The organism is uncultured Brachyspira sp. (assembly GCF_944393015.1).
Classification (GTDB): Bacteria; Spirochaetota; Brachyspiria; order Brachyspirales; family Brachyspiraceae; genus Brachyspira.
On record NZ_CALXYQ010000003.1, the window covers coordinates 1 to 16,592 of the forward strand.

Annotated in this window: 28 protein-coding genes and 2 pseudogenes; 8 read left to right on the forward strand and 22 right to left on the reverse strand. The window is 24.1% G+C overall.

Annotated elements, in window-relative coordinates:
- A pseudogene (locus Q0K19_RS01710) lies at window positions 1–251 on the reverse strand (phage portal protein); the annotation flags it as partial.
- A 99-nt stretch (window positions 252–350) separates the two neighbouring features.
- On the opposite strand from Q0K19_RS01710, the gene Q0K19_RS01715 reads away from it, so the two are divergent.
- The 3 genes from Q0K19_RS01715 (at window position 351) to Q0K19_RS01725 (ending at window position 3,260) form a co-directional block, all read left to right on the forward strand.
- A complete protein-coding gene (locus Q0K19_RS01715; RefSeq protein ID WP_297244909.1) occupies window positions 351–770 on the forward strand; it encodes a P27 family phage terminase small subunit in 420 nt (139 codons plus the stop codon).
- Between the two features lie 61 nt (window positions 771–831).
- Complete coding sequence (locus Q0K19_RS01720; protein WP_297244910.1) at window positions 832–1,377, forward strand: hypothetical protein; 546 nt, start codon at window positions 832–834, stop codon at window positions 1,375–1,377.
- A gap of 110 nt (window positions 1,378–1,487) precedes the next feature.
- Entirely contained in the window at window positions 1,488–3,260 is a 1,773-nt protein-coding gene (locus tag Q0K19_RS01725) for a terminase large subunit (RefSeq protein WP_367172112.1), read from the forward strand.
- Between the two features lie 154 nt (window positions 3,261–3,414).
- Here the strand turns inward: Q0K19_RS01725 and Q0K19_RS01730 are convergent, their stop codons facing one another.
- On the reverse strand, window positions 3,415–4,236 hold the full coding sequence (locus Q0K19_RS01730; RefSeq protein WP_297244912.1) for a hypothetical protein: 822 nt from the start codon (window positions 4,234–4,236) through the stop codon (window positions 3,415–3,417).
- A 496-nt stretch (window positions 4,237–4,732) separates the two neighbouring features.
- Between Q0K19_RS01730 and Q0K19_RS01735 the strand changes: the two genes are divergently transcribed.
- Genes Q0K19_RS01735 through Q0K19_RS01755 form a run of 5 tightly spaced genes read left to right on the forward strand, consistent with a single transcriptional unit; the run spans window position 4,733 to window position 8,382 of the window.
- Window positions 4,733–4,933, forward strand: coding sequence for a DUF6290 family protein (locus Q0K19_RS01735; protein ID WP_028328975.1), 201 nt, complete (start codon window positions 4,733–4,735; stop codon window positions 4,931–4,933).
- Window positions 4,933–5,304 (forward strand): hypothetical protein, encoded by a 372-nt coding sequence (locus tag Q0K19_RS01740; RefSeq protein ID WP_297244913.1) that lies wholly within the window; start codon window positions 4,933–4,935, stop codon window positions 5,302–5,304. The genes Q0K19_RS01735 and Q0K19_RS01740 overlap by 1 nt, the downstream gene beginning before the upstream one ends.
- Before the next feature lie 55 nt (window positions 5,305–5,359).
- Complete coding sequence (gene tcmP / locus Q0K19_RS01745; RefSeq protein ID WP_297244914.1) at window positions 5,360–6,463, forward strand: three-Cys-motif partner protein TcmP; 1,104 nt, start codon at window positions 5,360–5,362, stop codon at window positions 6,461–6,463.
- Window positions 6,464–6,466: 3 nt separating this feature from the next.
- Entirely contained in the window at window positions 6,467–7,177 is a 711-nt protein-coding gene (locus Q0K19_RS01750; protein ID WP_297244915.1) for a DUF5131 family protein, read from the forward strand.
- 26 nt (window positions 7,178–7,203) lie between these two features.
- On the forward strand, window positions 7,204–8,382 hold the full coding sequence (locus Q0K19_RS01755; protein ID WP_297244916.1) for a DUF3800 domain-containing protein: 1,179 nt from the start codon (window positions 7,204–7,206) through the stop codon (window positions 8,380–8,382).
- A 50-nt stretch (window positions 8,383–8,432) separates the two neighbouring features.
- Here the strand turns inward: Q0K19_RS01755 and Q0K19_RS01760 are convergent, their stop codons facing one another.
- The 20 genes and pseudogenes from Q0K19_RS01760 to Q0K19_RS01855 all read right to left on the reverse strand — a co-directional run bounded on the left by Q0K19_RS01760 (window position 8,433) and on the right by Q0K19_RS01855 (window position 16,388).
- Entirely contained in the window at window positions 8,433–8,561 is a 129-nt protein-coding gene (locus Q0K19_RS01760) for a hypothetical protein (RefSeq protein WP_297244917.1), read from the reverse strand.
- Window positions 8,561–9,490, reverse strand: coding sequence for a site-specific integrase (locus Q0K19_RS01765; protein ID WP_297244918.1), 930 nt, complete (start codon window positions 9,488–9,490; stop codon window positions 8,561–8,563). The genes Q0K19_RS01760 and Q0K19_RS01765 overlap by 1 nt, the downstream gene beginning before the upstream one ends.
- 102 nt (window positions 9,491–9,592) lie before the next feature.
- Window positions 9,593–9,766 carry a hypothetical protein gene (locus tag Q0K19_RS01770; protein WP_297244919.1) on the reverse strand — a complete coding sequence of 58 codons (174 nt, stop codon included), beginning with the start codon at window positions 9,764–9,766 and terminating at the stop codon, window positions 9,593–9,595.
- A gap of 9 nt (window positions 9,767–9,775) precedes the next feature.
- The gene (locus Q0K19_RS01775; protein WP_297244920.1) at window positions 9,776–10,069 is read right to left on the reverse strand and encodes a hypothetical protein; all 294 of its coding nucleotides are present in this window, start codon (window positions 10,067–10,069) and stop codon (window positions 9,776–9,778) included.
- A 235-nt stretch (window positions 10,070–10,304) separates the two neighbouring features.
- Window positions 10,305–10,586: a hypothetical protein gene (locus tag Q0K19_RS01780; protein ID WP_297244921.1), complete on the reverse strand. Its 282-nt coding sequence runs from the start codon at window positions 10,584–10,586 to the stop codon at window positions 10,305–10,307.
- Window positions 10,587–10,597: 11 nt separating this feature from the next.
- Window positions 10,598–10,825, reverse strand: coding sequence for a hypothetical protein (locus tag Q0K19_RS01785; RefSeq protein WP_297244922.1), 228 nt, complete (start codon window positions 10,823–10,825; stop codon window positions 10,598–10,600).
- Window positions 10,825–11,211 (reverse strand): annotated as a pseudogene (locus Q0K19_RS01790) (single-stranded DNA-binding protein). Before Q0K19_RS01790 ends, Q0K19_RS01785 begins: the two are co-directional and overlap by 1 nt.
- Window positions 11,212–11,219: 8 nt before the next feature.
- Complete coding sequence (locus Q0K19_RS01795; RefSeq protein WP_297244923.1) at window positions 11,220–11,384, reverse strand: group-specific protein; 165 nt, start codon at window positions 11,382–11,384, stop codon at window positions 11,220–11,222.
- A complete protein-coding gene (locus tag Q0K19_RS01800; protein WP_297244924.1) occupies window positions 11,381–11,620 on the reverse strand; it encodes a hypothetical protein in 240 nt (79 codons plus the stop codon). Before Q0K19_RS01800 ends, Q0K19_RS01795 begins: the two co-directional genes overlap by 4 nt.
- Window positions 11,617–11,847, reverse strand: a complete 231-nt coding sequence (locus Q0K19_RS01805) for a hypothetical protein (RefSeq protein ID WP_297244925.1) — start codon at window positions 11,845–11,847, stop codon at window positions 11,617–11,619. The genes Q0K19_RS01800 and Q0K19_RS01805 overlap by 4 nt, the downstream gene beginning before the upstream one ends.
- 15 nt (window positions 11,848–11,862) lie before the next feature.
- Window positions 11,863–12,147 carry a hypothetical protein gene (locus Q0K19_RS01810; RefSeq protein WP_297244926.1) on the reverse strand — a complete coding sequence of 95 codons (285 nt, stop codon included), beginning with the start codon at window positions 12,145–12,147 and terminating at the stop codon, window positions 11,863–11,865.
- The gene (locus tag Q0K19_RS01815) at window positions 12,137–12,343 is read right to left on the reverse strand and encodes a hypothetical protein (RefSeq protein ID WP_048596018.1); all 207 of its coding nucleotides are present in this window, start codon (window positions 12,341–12,343) and stop codon (window positions 12,137–12,139) included. Before Q0K19_RS01815 ends, Q0K19_RS01810 begins: the two co-directional genes overlap by 11 nt.
- Window positions 12,340–12,570 carry a hypothetical protein gene (locus Q0K19_RS01820; RefSeq protein WP_297244927.1) on the reverse strand — a complete coding sequence of 77 codons (231 nt, stop codon included), beginning with the start codon at window positions 12,568–12,570 and terminating at the stop codon, window positions 12,340–12,342. Before Q0K19_RS01820 ends, Q0K19_RS01815 begins: the two co-directional genes overlap by 4 nt.
- Window positions 12,571–12,579: 9 nt before the next feature.
- Window positions 12,580–13,389, reverse strand: coding sequence for a hypothetical protein (locus Q0K19_RS01825; RefSeq protein ID WP_297244928.1), 810 nt, complete (start codon window positions 13,387–13,389; stop codon window positions 12,580–12,582).
- A complete protein-coding gene (locus Q0K19_RS01830; RefSeq protein ID WP_297244929.1) occupies window positions 13,386–13,616 on the reverse strand; it encodes a hypothetical protein in 231 nt (76 codons plus the stop codon). Before Q0K19_RS01830 ends, Q0K19_RS01825 begins: the two co-directional genes overlap by 4 nt.
- Before the next feature lie 12 nt (window positions 13,617–13,628).
- A complete protein-coding gene (locus Q0K19_RS01835; RefSeq protein ID WP_367172113.1) occupies window positions 13,629–13,907 on the reverse strand; it encodes an HNH endonuclease in 279 nt (92 codons plus the stop codon).
- A 142-nt stretch (window positions 13,908–14,049) separates the two neighbouring features.
- Window positions 14,050–14,328, reverse strand: coding sequence for a hypothetical protein (locus Q0K19_RS01840; protein WP_297244931.1), 279 nt, complete (start codon window positions 14,326–14,328; stop codon window positions 14,050–14,052).
- Between the two features lie 12 nt (window positions 14,329–14,340).
- Window positions 14,341–14,607 carry a hypothetical protein gene (locus Q0K19_RS01845; RefSeq protein ID WP_297244932.1) on the reverse strand — a complete coding sequence of 89 codons (267 nt, stop codon included), beginning with the start codon at window positions 14,605–14,607 and terminating at the stop codon, window positions 14,341–14,343.
- Window positions 14,608–14,665: 58 nt separating this feature from the next.
- Complete coding sequence (locus tag Q0K19_RS01850; protein ID WP_297244933.1) at window positions 14,666–15,517, reverse strand: AAA family ATPase; 852 nt, start codon at window positions 15,515–15,517, stop codon at window positions 14,666–14,668.
- Entirely contained in the window at window positions 15,483–16,388 is a 906-nt protein-coding gene (locus Q0K19_RS01855; RefSeq protein WP_297244934.1) for a hypothetical protein, read from the reverse strand. Before Q0K19_RS01855 ends, Q0K19_RS01850 begins: the two co-directional genes overlap by 35 nt.
- Window positions 16,389–16,592 lie beyond the last annotated feature (204 nt).

The window sequence follows — 16,592 nt, forward strand, 5'->3', positions numbered from 1 at the left end:
AAAGAATGATCTTTAGCTTTTACTTTATTATTTCCATTTATTTTATATACAAAAAGAGGTAAAGTTGCTATTGTTTCTGCTATAACTCTCACGCATGCAAATACTGTAGAGAAAGTTAAAGCAGTATTAGGATTGACTGCTGATAGAGTTTTATCATTTTGAATTGATAAAAAATTACTTCCATCTATATGGCTAAAATCAGGAAATAGCCATTTTTTTATATAATTCCCTATATTTTTTATTAAAGACATATAATATATAAAAAAATATAAGGAAATATAAGCATTATATAATTATATTACTTATTATTAATATATATTTTTAACTAAAATATACTATTAGGAGTATAAATGCCCAATAAAGCTAAAAAAGCCACTGCCAAAGACACGCATAAAGCGAAAATACCAAATCCACCAGAATATTTTTGTGGGTATTCTTTAAAAAAATGGAAAGAGCTTGCTCCTATTTTTACTGAAAAAAATATGCTTGGAGATGCCGATTTATCAGCATTTGAACTTTTATGCCTGCATTATGGTGATGCTATGAATCTTTATGAAGCTATGATTAATGAAGGAGGTTCTATAGCTGGATATTTGGCAGGTAAAAACTCTCAAACTATGGGAGAATATTTAGCATATCATAAAGCTATAACAGCATATACTAAAATGCTTACTGAGTTCGGTTTAACTCCTGCTTCCAAAAAGAAAGTTCCTGCACCTGAAACTATAGAAGATGAGGATATACTTTCTAAAATGCTTAATGAAAATTAATTAAATTAAATGTTGAATAAATAAAAAAATTATATATACTATAAAAAATAAAGGGCATAATATGAAAAAGATATTTATTTTTATAGTATTAATTATTTTTAATACTTTTTTATGCTATGCAATTACTGTAGATAAAAAAATTGCCGATGCATATTTAAAATCTTATTATCCAGAAGATAATAATAAAAATGCTTCTAGTGTTGCAGATATATATTATGTGTATAATGAAAATAAAACTAATACTATAGTACTAGAAGGAGAATATATTGCTGAAATTGATAATGAAACAGTAGATATCAATATGCTTTTTTATCCGAACATCAAACTTACAGAATCAGTAAATGAAGTTCATTTTTTTAATAATGATTTTTTAGTAACTTTTAGTGCATCTTATATGAAACATTCTAATTATTTATTGATTATGGAACTCAACCTTATACTTTTTAATTCTTTCAAGAAACAAAAAATTATTTCTATGTTTAAAGATGGTGATGTTCAAATAATGTATAATTTTAATGGAAAAACTTACAAATATCCTATTGATGATGAAACATCTAATCTAATAGGAAAACTTATAATTGGTACTCATTCTAAATTAACGTATTAATTTTACTTTAATATGAAGTTTAAAATTATGTATAATAATATCTTTTATCTAAAATTATTAATTAATAAATAATATAATCTTCTTGAAAAAATGATAAATGGTTAAATATGATTTATACCTATGAAGAATATATCAATAAAGTTATAAATAAAGAATTGCCAGTCTGTCAAGCTGCTTTTTTATCTGTGAAAAGGCATTTGGACGATATAGAAAAATCAAAAAATAATGATTATCCTTTTTATTTTGATGAGAACGAAGCTAAACGTCCTATTACTTTTATTCAATCTTTAGTACATACGAAAGGGGAATGGGCAAATCATAATATTATACTAGAGCCTTGGGAACAGTTTATAATAGCAAGCATATTTGGATGGAGGAGAAAGGAAAATAATTTAAGAAGATTTAAAAAGGCTTATGTTCAAGTTAGCAGGAAAAATGGAAAAACTACTTTTGCATCTGGAATTGGTAATTATTGTTTTTTCTGCGACAGTCCTGCAGAGGCTGGAGTCGAAATATATTATATAGCTACTAAAAAAGATCAAGCGAAAATTGCATGGAGTGAAAGCGAAAGACAAATAAGAAAAGCAAAAGCTCTTAATAAAGAAGCGATTACATATAAACAAACTTCTACAATTACAAAGAAAAAAGATACTGCCTCAAAATCCAAACCGCTTGGACAGGACAGCAACACTGAAGATGGATTAAATCCGCATTTAGTTATAGTCGATGAATATCATGCACATCCTGATAATGAATTATTAAATGTTCTTGAATCTGGAATGGGAGCGAGAAGGCAGCCGCTTGTATTTATAATCAGTACGGCTGGATTTGATAAATCTTCAGTATGTTTTTCTGAATATGAATATGCAAAGCAAGTATTACAAGGTTCATTAAATAATGATGAGTATTTTACTATAATATACGAGCCTGATAACATCAATGATATTTGGGTATTTATGTCTGAATATAAAGAAAAATTAAATAAAAATGAAGATGTTTCAAAGCAGGAAGAATTAATAAATAAAATTATTTTTCAAGCTAATCCTAATATAAATGTTTCTGTAAAAGACAGTTACCTAAAATCTAGGCTTTTAGAAGGACTAGATAAACCTATTCAAAGAACAGATATTCTTACAAAAAACTTGAATGTTTGGACACAGGCAAGCGAGGTTTGGATTTCTTCTGACAGGTGGCTTAAATCTTATTCACATCAAAATATAAATATAAATGAATTAAAAGGCAGGAAAGCCTGCATCGGTTTAGATTTAGCAACTACAAGAGATATAGCAGCCTATGTTTTATGTTTTGATTCTATTGATAATGGTCCATATATACTTCTGCCACGATTCTTTATGCCTCAAGAAAATATTAGGCAGCGTTCTAAAGAGGACAGAGTACCTTATGAATTATGGGCTTCTCAAGGTTTAATTACTTTAACAAGCGGTGATATAATAGATTTTGATGTTATAGAATCTTCAATTTTAAATGATGCGAAAGATTTTGAAATTATAGAAATAGCTTATGATCCTTGGAAGGCTATTGAAATAGTAACACACTTAGAAAGCGAAGGCTTCAAAATGGAACAGGTTAGGCAGTCTTTTGCTGTCGGAGGTTTATCTGAAGGAACTTCTTTATTTGAAAAAACTATAGATGAACGAAAACTTTTACATGGTAATAATGCTGTTCTTAATTGGATGATAAGCTGCTGTGAAGTAAAAACTGATGGTAGAGATAATTATCTTCCTATAAAACCTGACAGAAGAAGATCATATAAAAGAATAGATGGTGTTGTAGCCTCTATTATGGCTCTTCATAGAGTGATTAAAAATCATTTTGAAGATACGAAAAGTATTTATGAAAGTGAAGGTGTATTCACATTATAATATCACTAATTTTCTCAGTACCCCCTAATAAAAAAGTTATCGCCATGCATAAAAGACTCCCCACTCGTTGCACCGATTGAAAACCTGTAGAGATTTTACCCACCCCTTATTAATTAATAATATATAAAAAATATATAATTTAATTACTATATAATTATTTTAATTGATACAATATTTTTTCAAAATCATTTAAGCTTATAGAAATAGTTTTTATGTAATTTATATTTATTTTTTTTCTTATAAAATCTTGATTCATTAAATCATATACAAAAATTGCTTTATTTAATAACTTATTATCATTTGTTACAAAATAATCGCAGTATGTAGCATGCAAACAATGATAGAAATCCCCATTAATATTTTTAATATTCATTTTTAATTTTTCTTTAAGATTATCATAATTTTCATCTAATATATCTATAAAATCGTATATACTTGACATTATTGCCATCATATTATTATTAAATGTTTTTATTGAAGTTTCATTTAAAATATATTTAAATTCATCTAAAGATACATTTTCTGTTTTTAATTTATTCCTTAAATCTTTGTAATCATTTGAAGATTTCATTATATTTAACATATTATTTGTAGAAATTACCAATTTGTTCCTAATTTCTATATCTCTTATATTAAACTTTTTTAATATATAGTCATCTATACTATTAATATCAAAAATATTATAATTTAGTATATCATTTTGATTACATTTCATTTTTTCAATATGAGATGTCGGAAAAACATTATATGGAATTAATTTATTTTTATTTTCAATGATGCGTACCATATTATTATCGGTAACTCTTTCTATTTTTTTTAACTCATCTAACCAATATATTTCTTCAGCTGATAACAAGTCATAAATATGTCCAAAAGAGTAAAAGTATTTATACCCTTTTTTTCTAGAAAGTTGTATTTTATCTAATATATTTCCGTCTAATCTAGTTATAATATTCTGATCTAAATATATTTTCATAATTCTAAAACTCCACAACTAATACTAATAATTTATATTAAAAAAATTATACTAAATTTATATAATTTATACAATTCTTAAAAAGAATCAGTAACAATATGATAAAATAATATAATTTATAACTAATAAAAAATATCTTTTAATTAAATAAAAAAATTGAATAGTATTGACAATTTTCAAGATTATAGTATAATATAATTAATCCTAAAGAAATGAAGGAGGTAATTATGGAAGTCTTAACTTTCATAGCTACAATTATTGATATCCTGACACTTATCGTAATTGTGGTTAAGCTAATAAAAATTAAAAAATAATTTTTATTAGTCACGAAAGGGAGCTAAGTTAGCCGACTTGGCTCCTGACTTCCATAGTTAATATTATATACATTATGAAGGAGTTGTCAAGATGTTAACAACTGTAAATGCAATATTATCTGTAGTATCATTATCACTTAATATAGTAGTATTAGTTCTTTTATTGAAAAGAGGTCATAATAATGGATAATAAAAAAAATAGCTGGGGAGGAGCTAGAGCTAACTCTGGACCGAAAAGAAAGACAGAAGATAGGCTTGACATTAAATTATATATGCGTGTTAGTGAAAAAGAACAGCTCCTAATAAAAGAAAAAGCAGAGCAGAATAATGTTAGTGTATCTCAATATATTAGAGATGCTGTATTAAAAGAATTAAATATATAATGATAGATATTAAAAATAAAAAAATAAAAGAATTAGAAAATATTATAAAAGATAGTGATACTGTAGAGAATATTATTAAAAGAAATTATTATAATAGATTATTATTTAATTCTTTTAATTTAAGAAACAATAAATTAAAAGAACTAGAAAATATTATAAAAAATAGATATAAAGAAAGTAATAATATAAAAAATATTATTGTAAGGTATAATGATATTGTTTTATTATTTAATTCTAATCTTTTAAAATGTCTAATAATAGATGATGAACTTAGATGTAGTTGGACAGATGAATTGACATGGGAACATCATATAAAGCAATATAATAATATTGAAGAATTATTAAATAGTTTAGATATGATTTTAAGTTAAAATGGTGTTGCGATAATAAAGGTTATCGCAATATATAATAAAGAGGTTTTATATAATGACAAAAGATATTAATCAAACATCATTTCCAGAAAGTACAAAATTAAAATTACAAATATTATCTGATTTTTTTGATGAATGGTTTCCTGTTTTTTTAATGACTCCAAATAATGATAAATTGTTTATTATAGATTTTTTTGCTGGAAGTGGTACAGATGCGGACGGAATATATGGATCTCCTCTAGCTTTATTAAATGAAGCTAAAAAATTTTGTAAATATAATAAGAAAAAAGATATAGTTTTTATGTTTAATGAAAAAGATAAAGATAAATATATAAAACTTCAAGAAAATATAGATAATTTCATGAATGAATGTAAAAGTGATTGTCTAATTAATAAATGTTTATTAAATATAAAAACTGGAAATAATATTTTTAAAGAAATATTTTTTACAGATAAAATGGATAAATTTCTTAAAAATAAGGATATAGCCAAATTTTTATTTTTAGATCAATATGGCATTAAAGAAGTTAATGATGATGTTTTTAAACTATTAATAGATAAGCCAAAAACTGATTTTATATTTTTTATATCATCATCTATTTTAAAAAGGTTTCATGCTCATGAATTTATTAAAAAATATATCAATATAGAAGATAGTATAAAAGAAGTTAAATATTCACAAATACATTTAGAAATTGTAAAATATTATAAAGAATTAATACCAAAAGATATGGAATGTTATATTCATGGTTTTTCATTTAAAAAAGGTTCTAACTACTATGGATTAGTGTTTGGATCGTCACATACTTTGGGAATTGAAAAATTTTTAAAAGTATGTTGGAAGCATGATAATATAGCAGGAGCATCAAATCATAACATTTATGAAGACTTTAATTTTTTAGGAATACAATCTAAAAATATAGTTGAAAAAGTTTTAAAAGAATTGGAAGAACAAATATATAATAAAAGTATAACTACAAATATACAAGGATTTAAGTATGCATTAAAAAATGGATGTTTGCCTGTTATTTTTAAAGACCTAATAAAAAAAATGGAAAATGATAAAAAAGTAAAACTTATTCCAATTAATGGTAGAAAAATAAGTCATGCTGCTACTAATATACACAAAGTTGATGAATATAAAATAGAGGTTTTATAATAAATGAGTACAAAAATAGAATGGACAGAAGATACATGGAATCCAGTTACAGGATGTACAAAAATAAGTGAAGGCTGTTTAAATTGCTATGCTGAAAAAATGGCTAATAGACTTTATAATATGGGAGTAGAAAATTATAAAAATAAGTTTGAGGTTACTATACATGAACACATGGTAAATGAACCTCAAAAAATTAAAAAACCAAAAATGATATTCGTTAATTCTATGAGTGATCTATTTCATGAAGATATACCAATCGATTTTATAAAAAGAATATTTAATACTATGAATAGATGTCCTCAGCATACTTTTCAAGTTTTAACTAAACGTTCAGAAAATATGCTAAAAATTATAGAACAAGTAACATTAACAAAGAATATATGGTTAGGTGTTACAATAGAAAATAATAGAGTATTATATAGAATGAATGATTTATTAAAAGTAAAATCTCATGTTAAATTTATATCTTTTGAACCATTATTAGAAAATATAAATGATATAGATTTAACAGGAATAGATTGGGCAATAGTTGGAGGCGAATCAGGTCCTAATGCTAGACCAATTGAAGAAAATTGGATACTAAATATAAAAGAAGCATGTAAAAAATCTAAAACAGCATTCTTTTTTAAACAATGGGGTGGAGTTAATAAAAAGAAAAATGGTAGAATATTACAAGGCAGAACTTGGAATGCTATACCAAATTATGCTTTATAATAGTATTAATATTTTGGAGTGTTATAATGGATGAAGAAATAGAATTAGTAAAAAAAGCATTTAATATTAATAATACAGATGGTAAATATACTTTTTTTTATGATGAAAGTGGAAATTGCAGAAAATTTATACTAAAAAAAGATAAATTCAATGTTGATTATTTTAACTGCTTTGTATTATCTGGTGTTATGTTTATAGATTATAATGATATTGATATTAATAATAAATTTGATGATTTATGTATTACTCTCAATAAACAAAAAAATCAAAAAGAACTTAAATCAAGTTTTATTATAAAAAAAGATTTTTTGACATTAATAAAATCTGTAAAACTAAATTATATATTAAAGTTTATTAATGATAATAATTTATATTTACATTATAGTATTAGAAATAATTTATATTTATTTTTAGCAGATATAATAGATGACTCATTTAATACTTATGAAGAAGAATATAAAGAATATAATGATATACTTTACGCAGACTATAGTAGAGAATTAAAATCACTATTATATATGATTGTAATAAGTAATATTGATGCATTTATAGATTTTTTTAATAGATTCAATTATCCAGATATAAACATTAATGATATATCTAATTTTGCAGATGAGTTAAGTTTCTTAGTAGAAGAAAATATATCTAATATAGATATTACATACTATTATGCTAAATATAATGATAATTGTATTTTGGAATTATGTTATAATACAATTATTAGATTACTTAAGTGTGTAAAAAAAACTGGAAATTTATTATATCTTACACATAATGAATATATTAAAGAAAATGGTGATCCATTTTATGAAATGTATTTAGACAAAATACGTTTATATGAAAAATCAGTTCATATATTTGATAATGAAAAATATATAATTAAATATATTAATGATATATATCCAGATTACAAGAACAAATACAACTTTAGTTTTGTTGATTCTATTAATAATCCAATGATTCAAATATCTGATATTATCTCTAATTTTATATATAAATTTACAGAGTTTACTAATAAAACAAATATTTCAAAATTACCAGAAATTATAGATGAAATAAAAAATAATGATATAGCTTTAGAAAATATGAAAATATTTTCTAAACTTGTAAATAAATCTACGACTTTTAGTAAAGGATTAATATATTATATATTTAGTGATTATGAAATATATAAATTTGAACAAATATTCCATTATTTTATTTAATTAATATAAAAATATAAATAGTTGCGATAATATAAATTATCACAACAATATTAATTACTATATTCTAAAATAAGTTTTTTAATATACTTACGTACACTCATATTATTTTCTTTAGCTAATCTTTTTAATAGCTTATATTCTTTATATTTGGATCTGCAAACTATTAATTTTTTTTTCATTATTCTACCTCCAAACTTTTTAAGTATATTCCTGTTATAGCTATACTACTATGATTTAATGCCTGTCTAATAAGTTCTATATCTTTAGTTTGTTTATATAAAGTAACAGCAAAATAATGCCTTACATCATGTATAGAGTAGGCGGCTTTTATTTTACCTTGATTATATAAACGCTTTGAACTTCTATAAAATATGTTCCTTATTACTTCAGAGCTTTTATTTTTGAAAGGATTATTAAAAGAAAGATTATTCTGTTTTAATAATTTAATAACTTTTTCAGTAACTTTCCAGCTTATTTCTTTGCCTTTTGAATATGAATAATATTTGTTATTTCTTATTTCTAGTTTAGGTAAAGCACCAACACGCACACCGCATTCCATTATAAAAATGATGGCCACTTTTATAAGCGGATCTGATATATCTTTAATTATTAATTCAATTTCTTTTTTAGTTGGCACTTCCAAACGTTTCTTATTTTTTACAGGCGGACGAGTTTTTGTACCTCGAAAAGGATTTTTCATAAATGGATATCTTCTTTCTAAAAATGAAAAGAAAGAAGAGCAGGAAGAAACTAATGCACGTATACTTAAATTAGAAAGCTCGCTTGAATTAACTTCTGTTATAAAATCATCAGCTTCTCTTGCTTTAATAAATAAAATATTTTTATTATTCATTTTGCAGTATTCCTCTAATTTATTAAGTCCGTTTTTATACTGTCTTTTTGTGTGATTGCTTTTTGTTTTTGAACATTGCTTAAAAAAGTTTTCTTTTTCTGTTTCATAATCTATCTGTTTAATAAGCTGCTCTTCTTTCATATAGTCAAGTATATTCAAGTAGTTAGCTTGCTTTACTAAAATCGCAGCCTGCTGTTCAGTTATTATATTATTATTGCCTTGTAATATTAATTCTTTATTTTTTTTATAAGCCATACTTATACCTTTTCATAAATTAAAGACTTATTACGATTTTTTTAGTCTTTATTTATATGAAAAGAATATAAACTTTTATAACTTTTTAAATATACATAGCTATTATTTATTTTTGGAGTTTTTAATAATATCTTTTAATTTATTTTCACAATTTGAACATAAATAAAAATTACCTAATACCACGACATCTTTTTTGTATTCTCTATAAATATCTACATGAAGTAATCTATTTTTGTTTTCTTTTTTATTGCAATAACTGCATTCTAGTTTTTCCATAAATCAATCTTATTTATTTTTTATATTATTAATCAATAATCTAAAATATGATTCTAAAATTTCTAATTTAGATAAACATATCATTTTTAAATAATTACATATCACTTGATTTTTAGTTTTAGCTTTCTTATTTATTTTATATATGGTTAATAAATAATTATTATAACTAATTATTTTTGTTTTTTTATAATATAAATATATAATATAATTTCCATTTCTTTTTATATAAGTAAAATTTAATTCTTGCTGTTCATCTTTATGAAATATATTTTTTATGTTATTTTCTAGTGAGTCTATATTCAAAATACCATTCCTATATCTTTATTATTTCCATATAATTTTTATATGATTGTAAGCTGTCAATTAATTTAGTGATATTCATTAAAAAGGCACCTCCTCATCATATCCCTGATTATTATTTTGTGCTATTAATTTATTATTGTTTTTATAAGCCATGTTTATACCTTTCCATAAATTAAAGACTTATTACAATTTTTTTAGTCTTTATTTATATGAAAAGAATATAAACTTTTATAACTTATATAGAATATGTATAATTAATATTATCCTTTTCTTTTTCTCCTTTTATTAAATTAACAGATTCATTAAAATCCATATCTAAAATTGATAAATAAACAGCATCAGATACACATCTCTTTTTATAAATATCAATAATCTGTTTTGGATTATTAAAATATTTATTATTAATACAAACTTCCTTAACTCCTAAAGTTTCTAATTCTATTAATAAATCTAGTAAAACATCTATATCTGATAAATCTCTATCAGTATTATATGAATTAATAATGTACTCTATCATAAATATTTTTCCTATATTTTTATTGTTTCATCATTATCTTTATATATTTTTGCAGTCTTTATAGCATCGCATATATAAACCTCATCTATTATCAAATTAATCTGCTTTGAATTATTTGTGTCCAATTCAATTTTTTGTACATATTGACTTGAACTAAAATGATCATTTGATATTAAAACCCTATCACATCCTTTGTTTTTATATGATTGTAAAGTATCAATTAACTTAGTAATATTCATTAAAACGGTACCTCTTCCTCATCTTCCTGACAATTATTTTCTGCTGTATTATTAGAATCTTTTTTATCAGCAAGCATCTGCATTGACTGCATAATTATTCTCACTTTAGATCTGGCAGTATTTGTATTTTTATCCTGCCATCTTTCCTGCCTTAAAGTACCCATTATAGCAACTCGCTTCCCTTTTGTAAGATATTTATTTGCTGTTTCTGCTAATTTTCCAAAAGCTAATATATCAAAATAATTTACTTCTGCAGTATTTTTTGTACTTACATAATAATTATTAGCTATACTAAACTCAGCAATTTCCATACCGCTTTGTGTATATTTCCTCTACGGGTCAGAAGTGAGTCTTCCTATTAATGTTACATTATTAAAATCTGCCATAATAACTCCTAACTCAATTTTTCTGCTATTAAAAAAAGCATACCGATTATGTCCGATAAAAAGAAACAAAGTAAATAAAATGCTTTTCCAATAGGATTTTTATTTACTATGCTGATAATTAAAAATATAAATCCTAATATATTCCAAGCTATGAAGAAAAAGTCATACATCATTTATATATCTCTGTCTCACTATAAAAATTTTTATATGCTAATTTTCTAGGGAGTTTTGAAACTCTCTTGAATAATAAGCATTGATATTTTTTACCAACTTTTATGAATATTTTTAATCTTGCCATAATATCTGATTCCTTTTTATAACTTATCTTTTTATGCCAATCATATCTAACACGCCTTTTTATTCGTTTATAAATAGCTTTATATTTATTAGCTTTATTTTTTAAAGTCATATACCTTTCTCCTCATTTAATATATTTTCTACTGCCTGCATATAAAAACCTAAACTATGATAACACTCCAATCTTTCACTATTAATAGTTACAAACAGTTCATTTTTCTTTACTTTGTTATAGCTTATATCAATATTTTCATATTGATGCTTTAACACTCCTAAAATGTCATTCATTCTTCTAAACTCATAATTTACATCATTATAATTAATAATCGCTTTAATCATCTATTTTTATCTCTTTTATTTACTTTTTGCAGCATTTTTTAGATAATATAAAACTTCATTTAAACAATTGCTTGAATATAATTTTTTACTTCCTTTGCTATATAAAATAAATCTTTTTGTTTTCTTTTCATATATCAAACAAAAATCTCTGCTTTTACCATTGGCATAAAAGTTTTTTATAGAGAAATAAAAAGATACAGACTGTTCTTTTATATTCTCCATCACAACTATATCTTTTTCATAAGTGAAAAATAATCTAGTGAATATTTGTGATATTATTCTTTTTTCTTTATTCTTCATTATCTTCCTCTTCTAAATCAATAATTATTGGAATACCTCTGAAGAATGCTTTACTTAGACATTTTCTGCATATATTTTTTAAAACTTTTCTATATCTAGTTTTGCATTTTTTATCTTTAACTTTCATTGTAATTTTACATGGAATTAAAGCATTATCAGTTTCCTTTTTTCTTAATCCACATATACAGCAAATCATTTTTTATTCCTTTTATTCTTTTTCATATATTTATACAAAGTTTCTTTATTATCTTTAACTTTATATAATATATCCAAAACAACATCTTCAGGTTTTTTCTTACTTTTTATAGCAGTTTGATATATAAGCGTTGTATATCCTATTAAAATATTCTCATAACTGCCTTTGATTTTTATAATGCTTTGATTTTCTTTTGTATTATCAAATATTATAATAGTATCTTTCATTTATAAATCTCAATCATCAAAAAGCATTTTATTACCGTCTTCATCTACCTTATCACCATCTGCATCAAAATCCCAATTATTTATATTATCAGTATCTACACTTAATGGATCTTCATCTATTTTATAATCAGAATGTTCTTCATCTTCTCCAAAAGATATTATCTCATTGTTTTCTTTTAATGTTTCTTCAAAAGATTTATTTTTTCTTTTATTAATTTCTTCTTGTATATCTAATTTATACCTCTCAAGCATTGTAACTTTTTGCAGTTCTTTCAATTCTTCAAGAGTTAGTTCTGATAGTCTTCTGCCTTGTGTTATTTTATTTTCAAGTTCTCTGCTTTTTCCAGCCTTTCTGCCTTGTAAAATATGTTTGGCAGTTTCATTGTAATTATTATCTATCTTTTTTATTTCACTCTCTAATAAAGATATTTGTTCTAAAGCCTCATCACTTAAAATAGTATACTGTTCACCTTTTGATATTTCTTTTATTTGTTCTTTTAATTTTTCTATATTTGTATCATCAAGATATTCACCTCGTTTTTTTAATTCTTCAATAATTTTATTTCTATATCCTTCTGGTAAATTATAATCCGAGAGATATTTTTTTAATGAAATAGTATTTATTAGAATCCATATAGTTCCTTCATACTCTCCAACAGGACATATAGAAAAATCAATATTTTCTTTTGTTTCTTTTTTACTAACTTTTGATATAAATCTCTGTATAGCATTCATAACTGTATTGGCTTCTTCTTTATCATCAGATTTGAATGTTATACCAAAAAGTCCGTTATCTTCTATAAAGTTTAGCTCTCTCATTCTTTATTTCCTCTTTTATTTTCTAATTCTTCTTTTTTAATTATTGCTAGACCTATCATAGTTAAAAATATTTTTGCAGGCATATCTTCTTTTTTACTTACAAAGTCTATAAACTCTGATAATAAATATATAATGTCTTCACCATTGACATTATTTATATCAATTAATACTTTTCCTTCTGATGCATCTTTTTCTAAATATATATATTCTTTGTTTTCTTTTTCCATGATTTACTCCTTTTAATAATCTTTATAATCTTTCTTTTTATTTCCAAAAGCTCCATCTTCTTTTGCTGTTTTTCTGCTATGGCATCTTTTACACAATGCCTGTAAATTATTTTTATCATAAAATAATGGATCATCTTCGCTTTCTACACGCTTTATATGGTCTACATGTTCAGCAAAGTTATGGCACTCAGCAAAGTTTTTACAAAGCGGATTTTTATTTAAAAAACTTTCTCTCAATGCACGCCATTTTTTACTTTTATATCTTTTATATGCTTTTTCATTACTTCTCATCATTGTTATGTTCGCCTCGCTTTCTAATTCCCGAGCCTGTAAACAGTCTCGGCAGCTCGCTCACTACTCCTTTTTTATCTCCTGATTTTTGAACATCTTATTTACAAGTTATCAACATTGTTGACAACTTATAAACATAGCATTATTCATTACTAGCTATCTCATCTTCTATATCAGTTAACACTGATTCAAAATCTTCATAACAGTATGGAGCCTGTCCATCTATACATATTTTAAATGCTCTATCTTCTAAATCTATATAGCAGTTGCATAAATCATTATTAATTTCTAATCTGTTTCTTTTAATCTCCATATCATCTTTTAATACAGGATATTGTTCAGCTATTTGATTTGATATAACTTTTAAAATAACTATTTTTGTATTAATATAATGCTGATGTAATTCTTCTAAATATGTCATTTTTTATCTCCTTTATTTATAATTTGTAAAATTAAAAAATAAATCTGTTTTTATATTATTATCTCTATATATGATTTCATTACAAAGTTCTTTATATGCTCTATCAATTACTTCTAAATCATTTGAAGATAAAATAAATAATTCGTATTTTTTATCATCCTGAATTATTAAATAATACCTTTCTTTTATTCCTAATAAATTAATATTATCAGTTCGCTTATATATGCGTATAGGTTTTTCAATAAGAAATAAACTATCATCTGTTAATATTTTAAGCATATAAACTTCCTCTTTTAATAAAATCTTATATAAATAATCAAAATAATATTTTGACTATTTAAGCAGTTATTAATTCTTTATACTTCAGCATTTCTATATCTACTACTTTTAAATTTATAAGTCTGCTTGTTAGTCTGCCTTTCATATATTCAGCATCAGTTTTTTTATTTAAACCTTTTAATAAATCATCATAGCTTTTATTTGATGTGAGAATAACTGTTTTTTCTCCACTTCTAATATTGTCAAATATTTTATAGTATCCATCTATAGCATAATGAAAGCCAACGCTATCAATATCATCTATCATAATAATATCTGCATTTTTGGCATTATCTATTTTTTTATCAATAGTAGATTTCATATCTTTATCCTTAGCATTTTGATTAAATAAGTTTTTATGCAAATCTTCAAAATGGCTTGCTCTCATATACATCACTTTTATATTATTGATAGCGTATATCTGCCATAACATTTTAAGCATTGTAGTTTTGCCTGTTCCGCTTTTACCTCTGAAATATAATGACATTGTACTTCCTACATTCAAATATTTTTTTATAGAATTAATCAATTCAGTTTGATTGAATCTTTCTGCAAAAATATCTAAAGTCATTTCATTGTCTAGTGTACCAAACACTAAATTATATGTTTTTATAAGGTTATCAATTCTTTCTATCTTTTCTGATATTTTACTTTTTTCATCGCTGACGCAGTCGCACATAGTAGGCAGGCTGTATCGTCTTCCTGAAAAACTTAAATCATCTGAAACTTTTAAAAATCCGTACTCGTCGCATTTTGTGCAGTTCGGATCTTTTCCGTCTCTTGCTTTTGATTTTAATTCTTCCAAATATTTTTTATAGCTTTGCAGACAGTAACTGCTATCCGCAATTTGCAATTTGTGAATACGCATCATCTAGGTTTCCTCTTTCTTCTATAATTTTTAATAAATAATTAAGTTTATCAATTCCGCTTGGTATTGTGTATTTTTTTGTTTCCTGTGTTTCCACGCTTTGAGTTTTATTTTCTTTGTTCGTATTATTTTGTTTTTCTGTTTCTAATAAAGCATACTGTGTTAAATCCTGAAGTTTTAAAGACGGCTGACTTCCTAATGAGTTTGATTTTTTTAGTTTTAAAAATCTTATTTTTACTGTTTCTAAAATATCATCAATATTGTTATTTATTCTATTCTTGAAAATATTTAGAATCTCTTTTTTATATCTTGCTCTCACTGAATAATCTAATTTTTCAAGCAATAATTCTTCATACAATTTTTTAAACTTTTCTAAAAACTCATTTTGAAGCTGAAGCTCTTTTATCTCTTTATCATCTGTTAAAAGTTTTGCAGGATATATTGGATTTTCGTCTATATCTTCATTAAACAAACTAGGCTCATCATATATCACAGTAACAGGAGCTTCGAGTTCCTGAAGTTTTTTATCTTCCTCTTTCAGCTCCTCAATTTTATTTTTCAAATTAGTAAAGTCATATACTAATCCTACTTTTATACATCGTTTGTCTTTATATGTTCTTGCTATTTTTATTTTTAAATAGCCTTTTGCCTGCAGGCTTTTTCTTTGTCTTGTACATCTTCTGCTGATATCTTTATCTCTAATTTCATTAAAATCTTTATTTACTAAATGAAATATCCAGCATATAAACTCAAACTCGCTTGTTGTTAATCCTAGTCTAGTTCTATATTCAAGCACTTCAAAAGGTATTGTTAACAAATCTGCAGGATAATCTATTTTTCCGTAAAGTGCCGAAAACTTTTCTAACTCTGCCATTATTCTATACCGCCTAATATATTTTTATAAGTCAATTTTCGTACTAACATTAAACCGCCTCCGTGATAGTATTTTTTAAAAAATATTCCTCCTTCTGCAGTGATAAAAATTATTAAAGCAAAGAACTGCCTAAATGATTTAAATAAATTTATGCTGCATTTGTTTTTGATATTTTTTAGCAGGAATGCTAATTGATGAAATAAA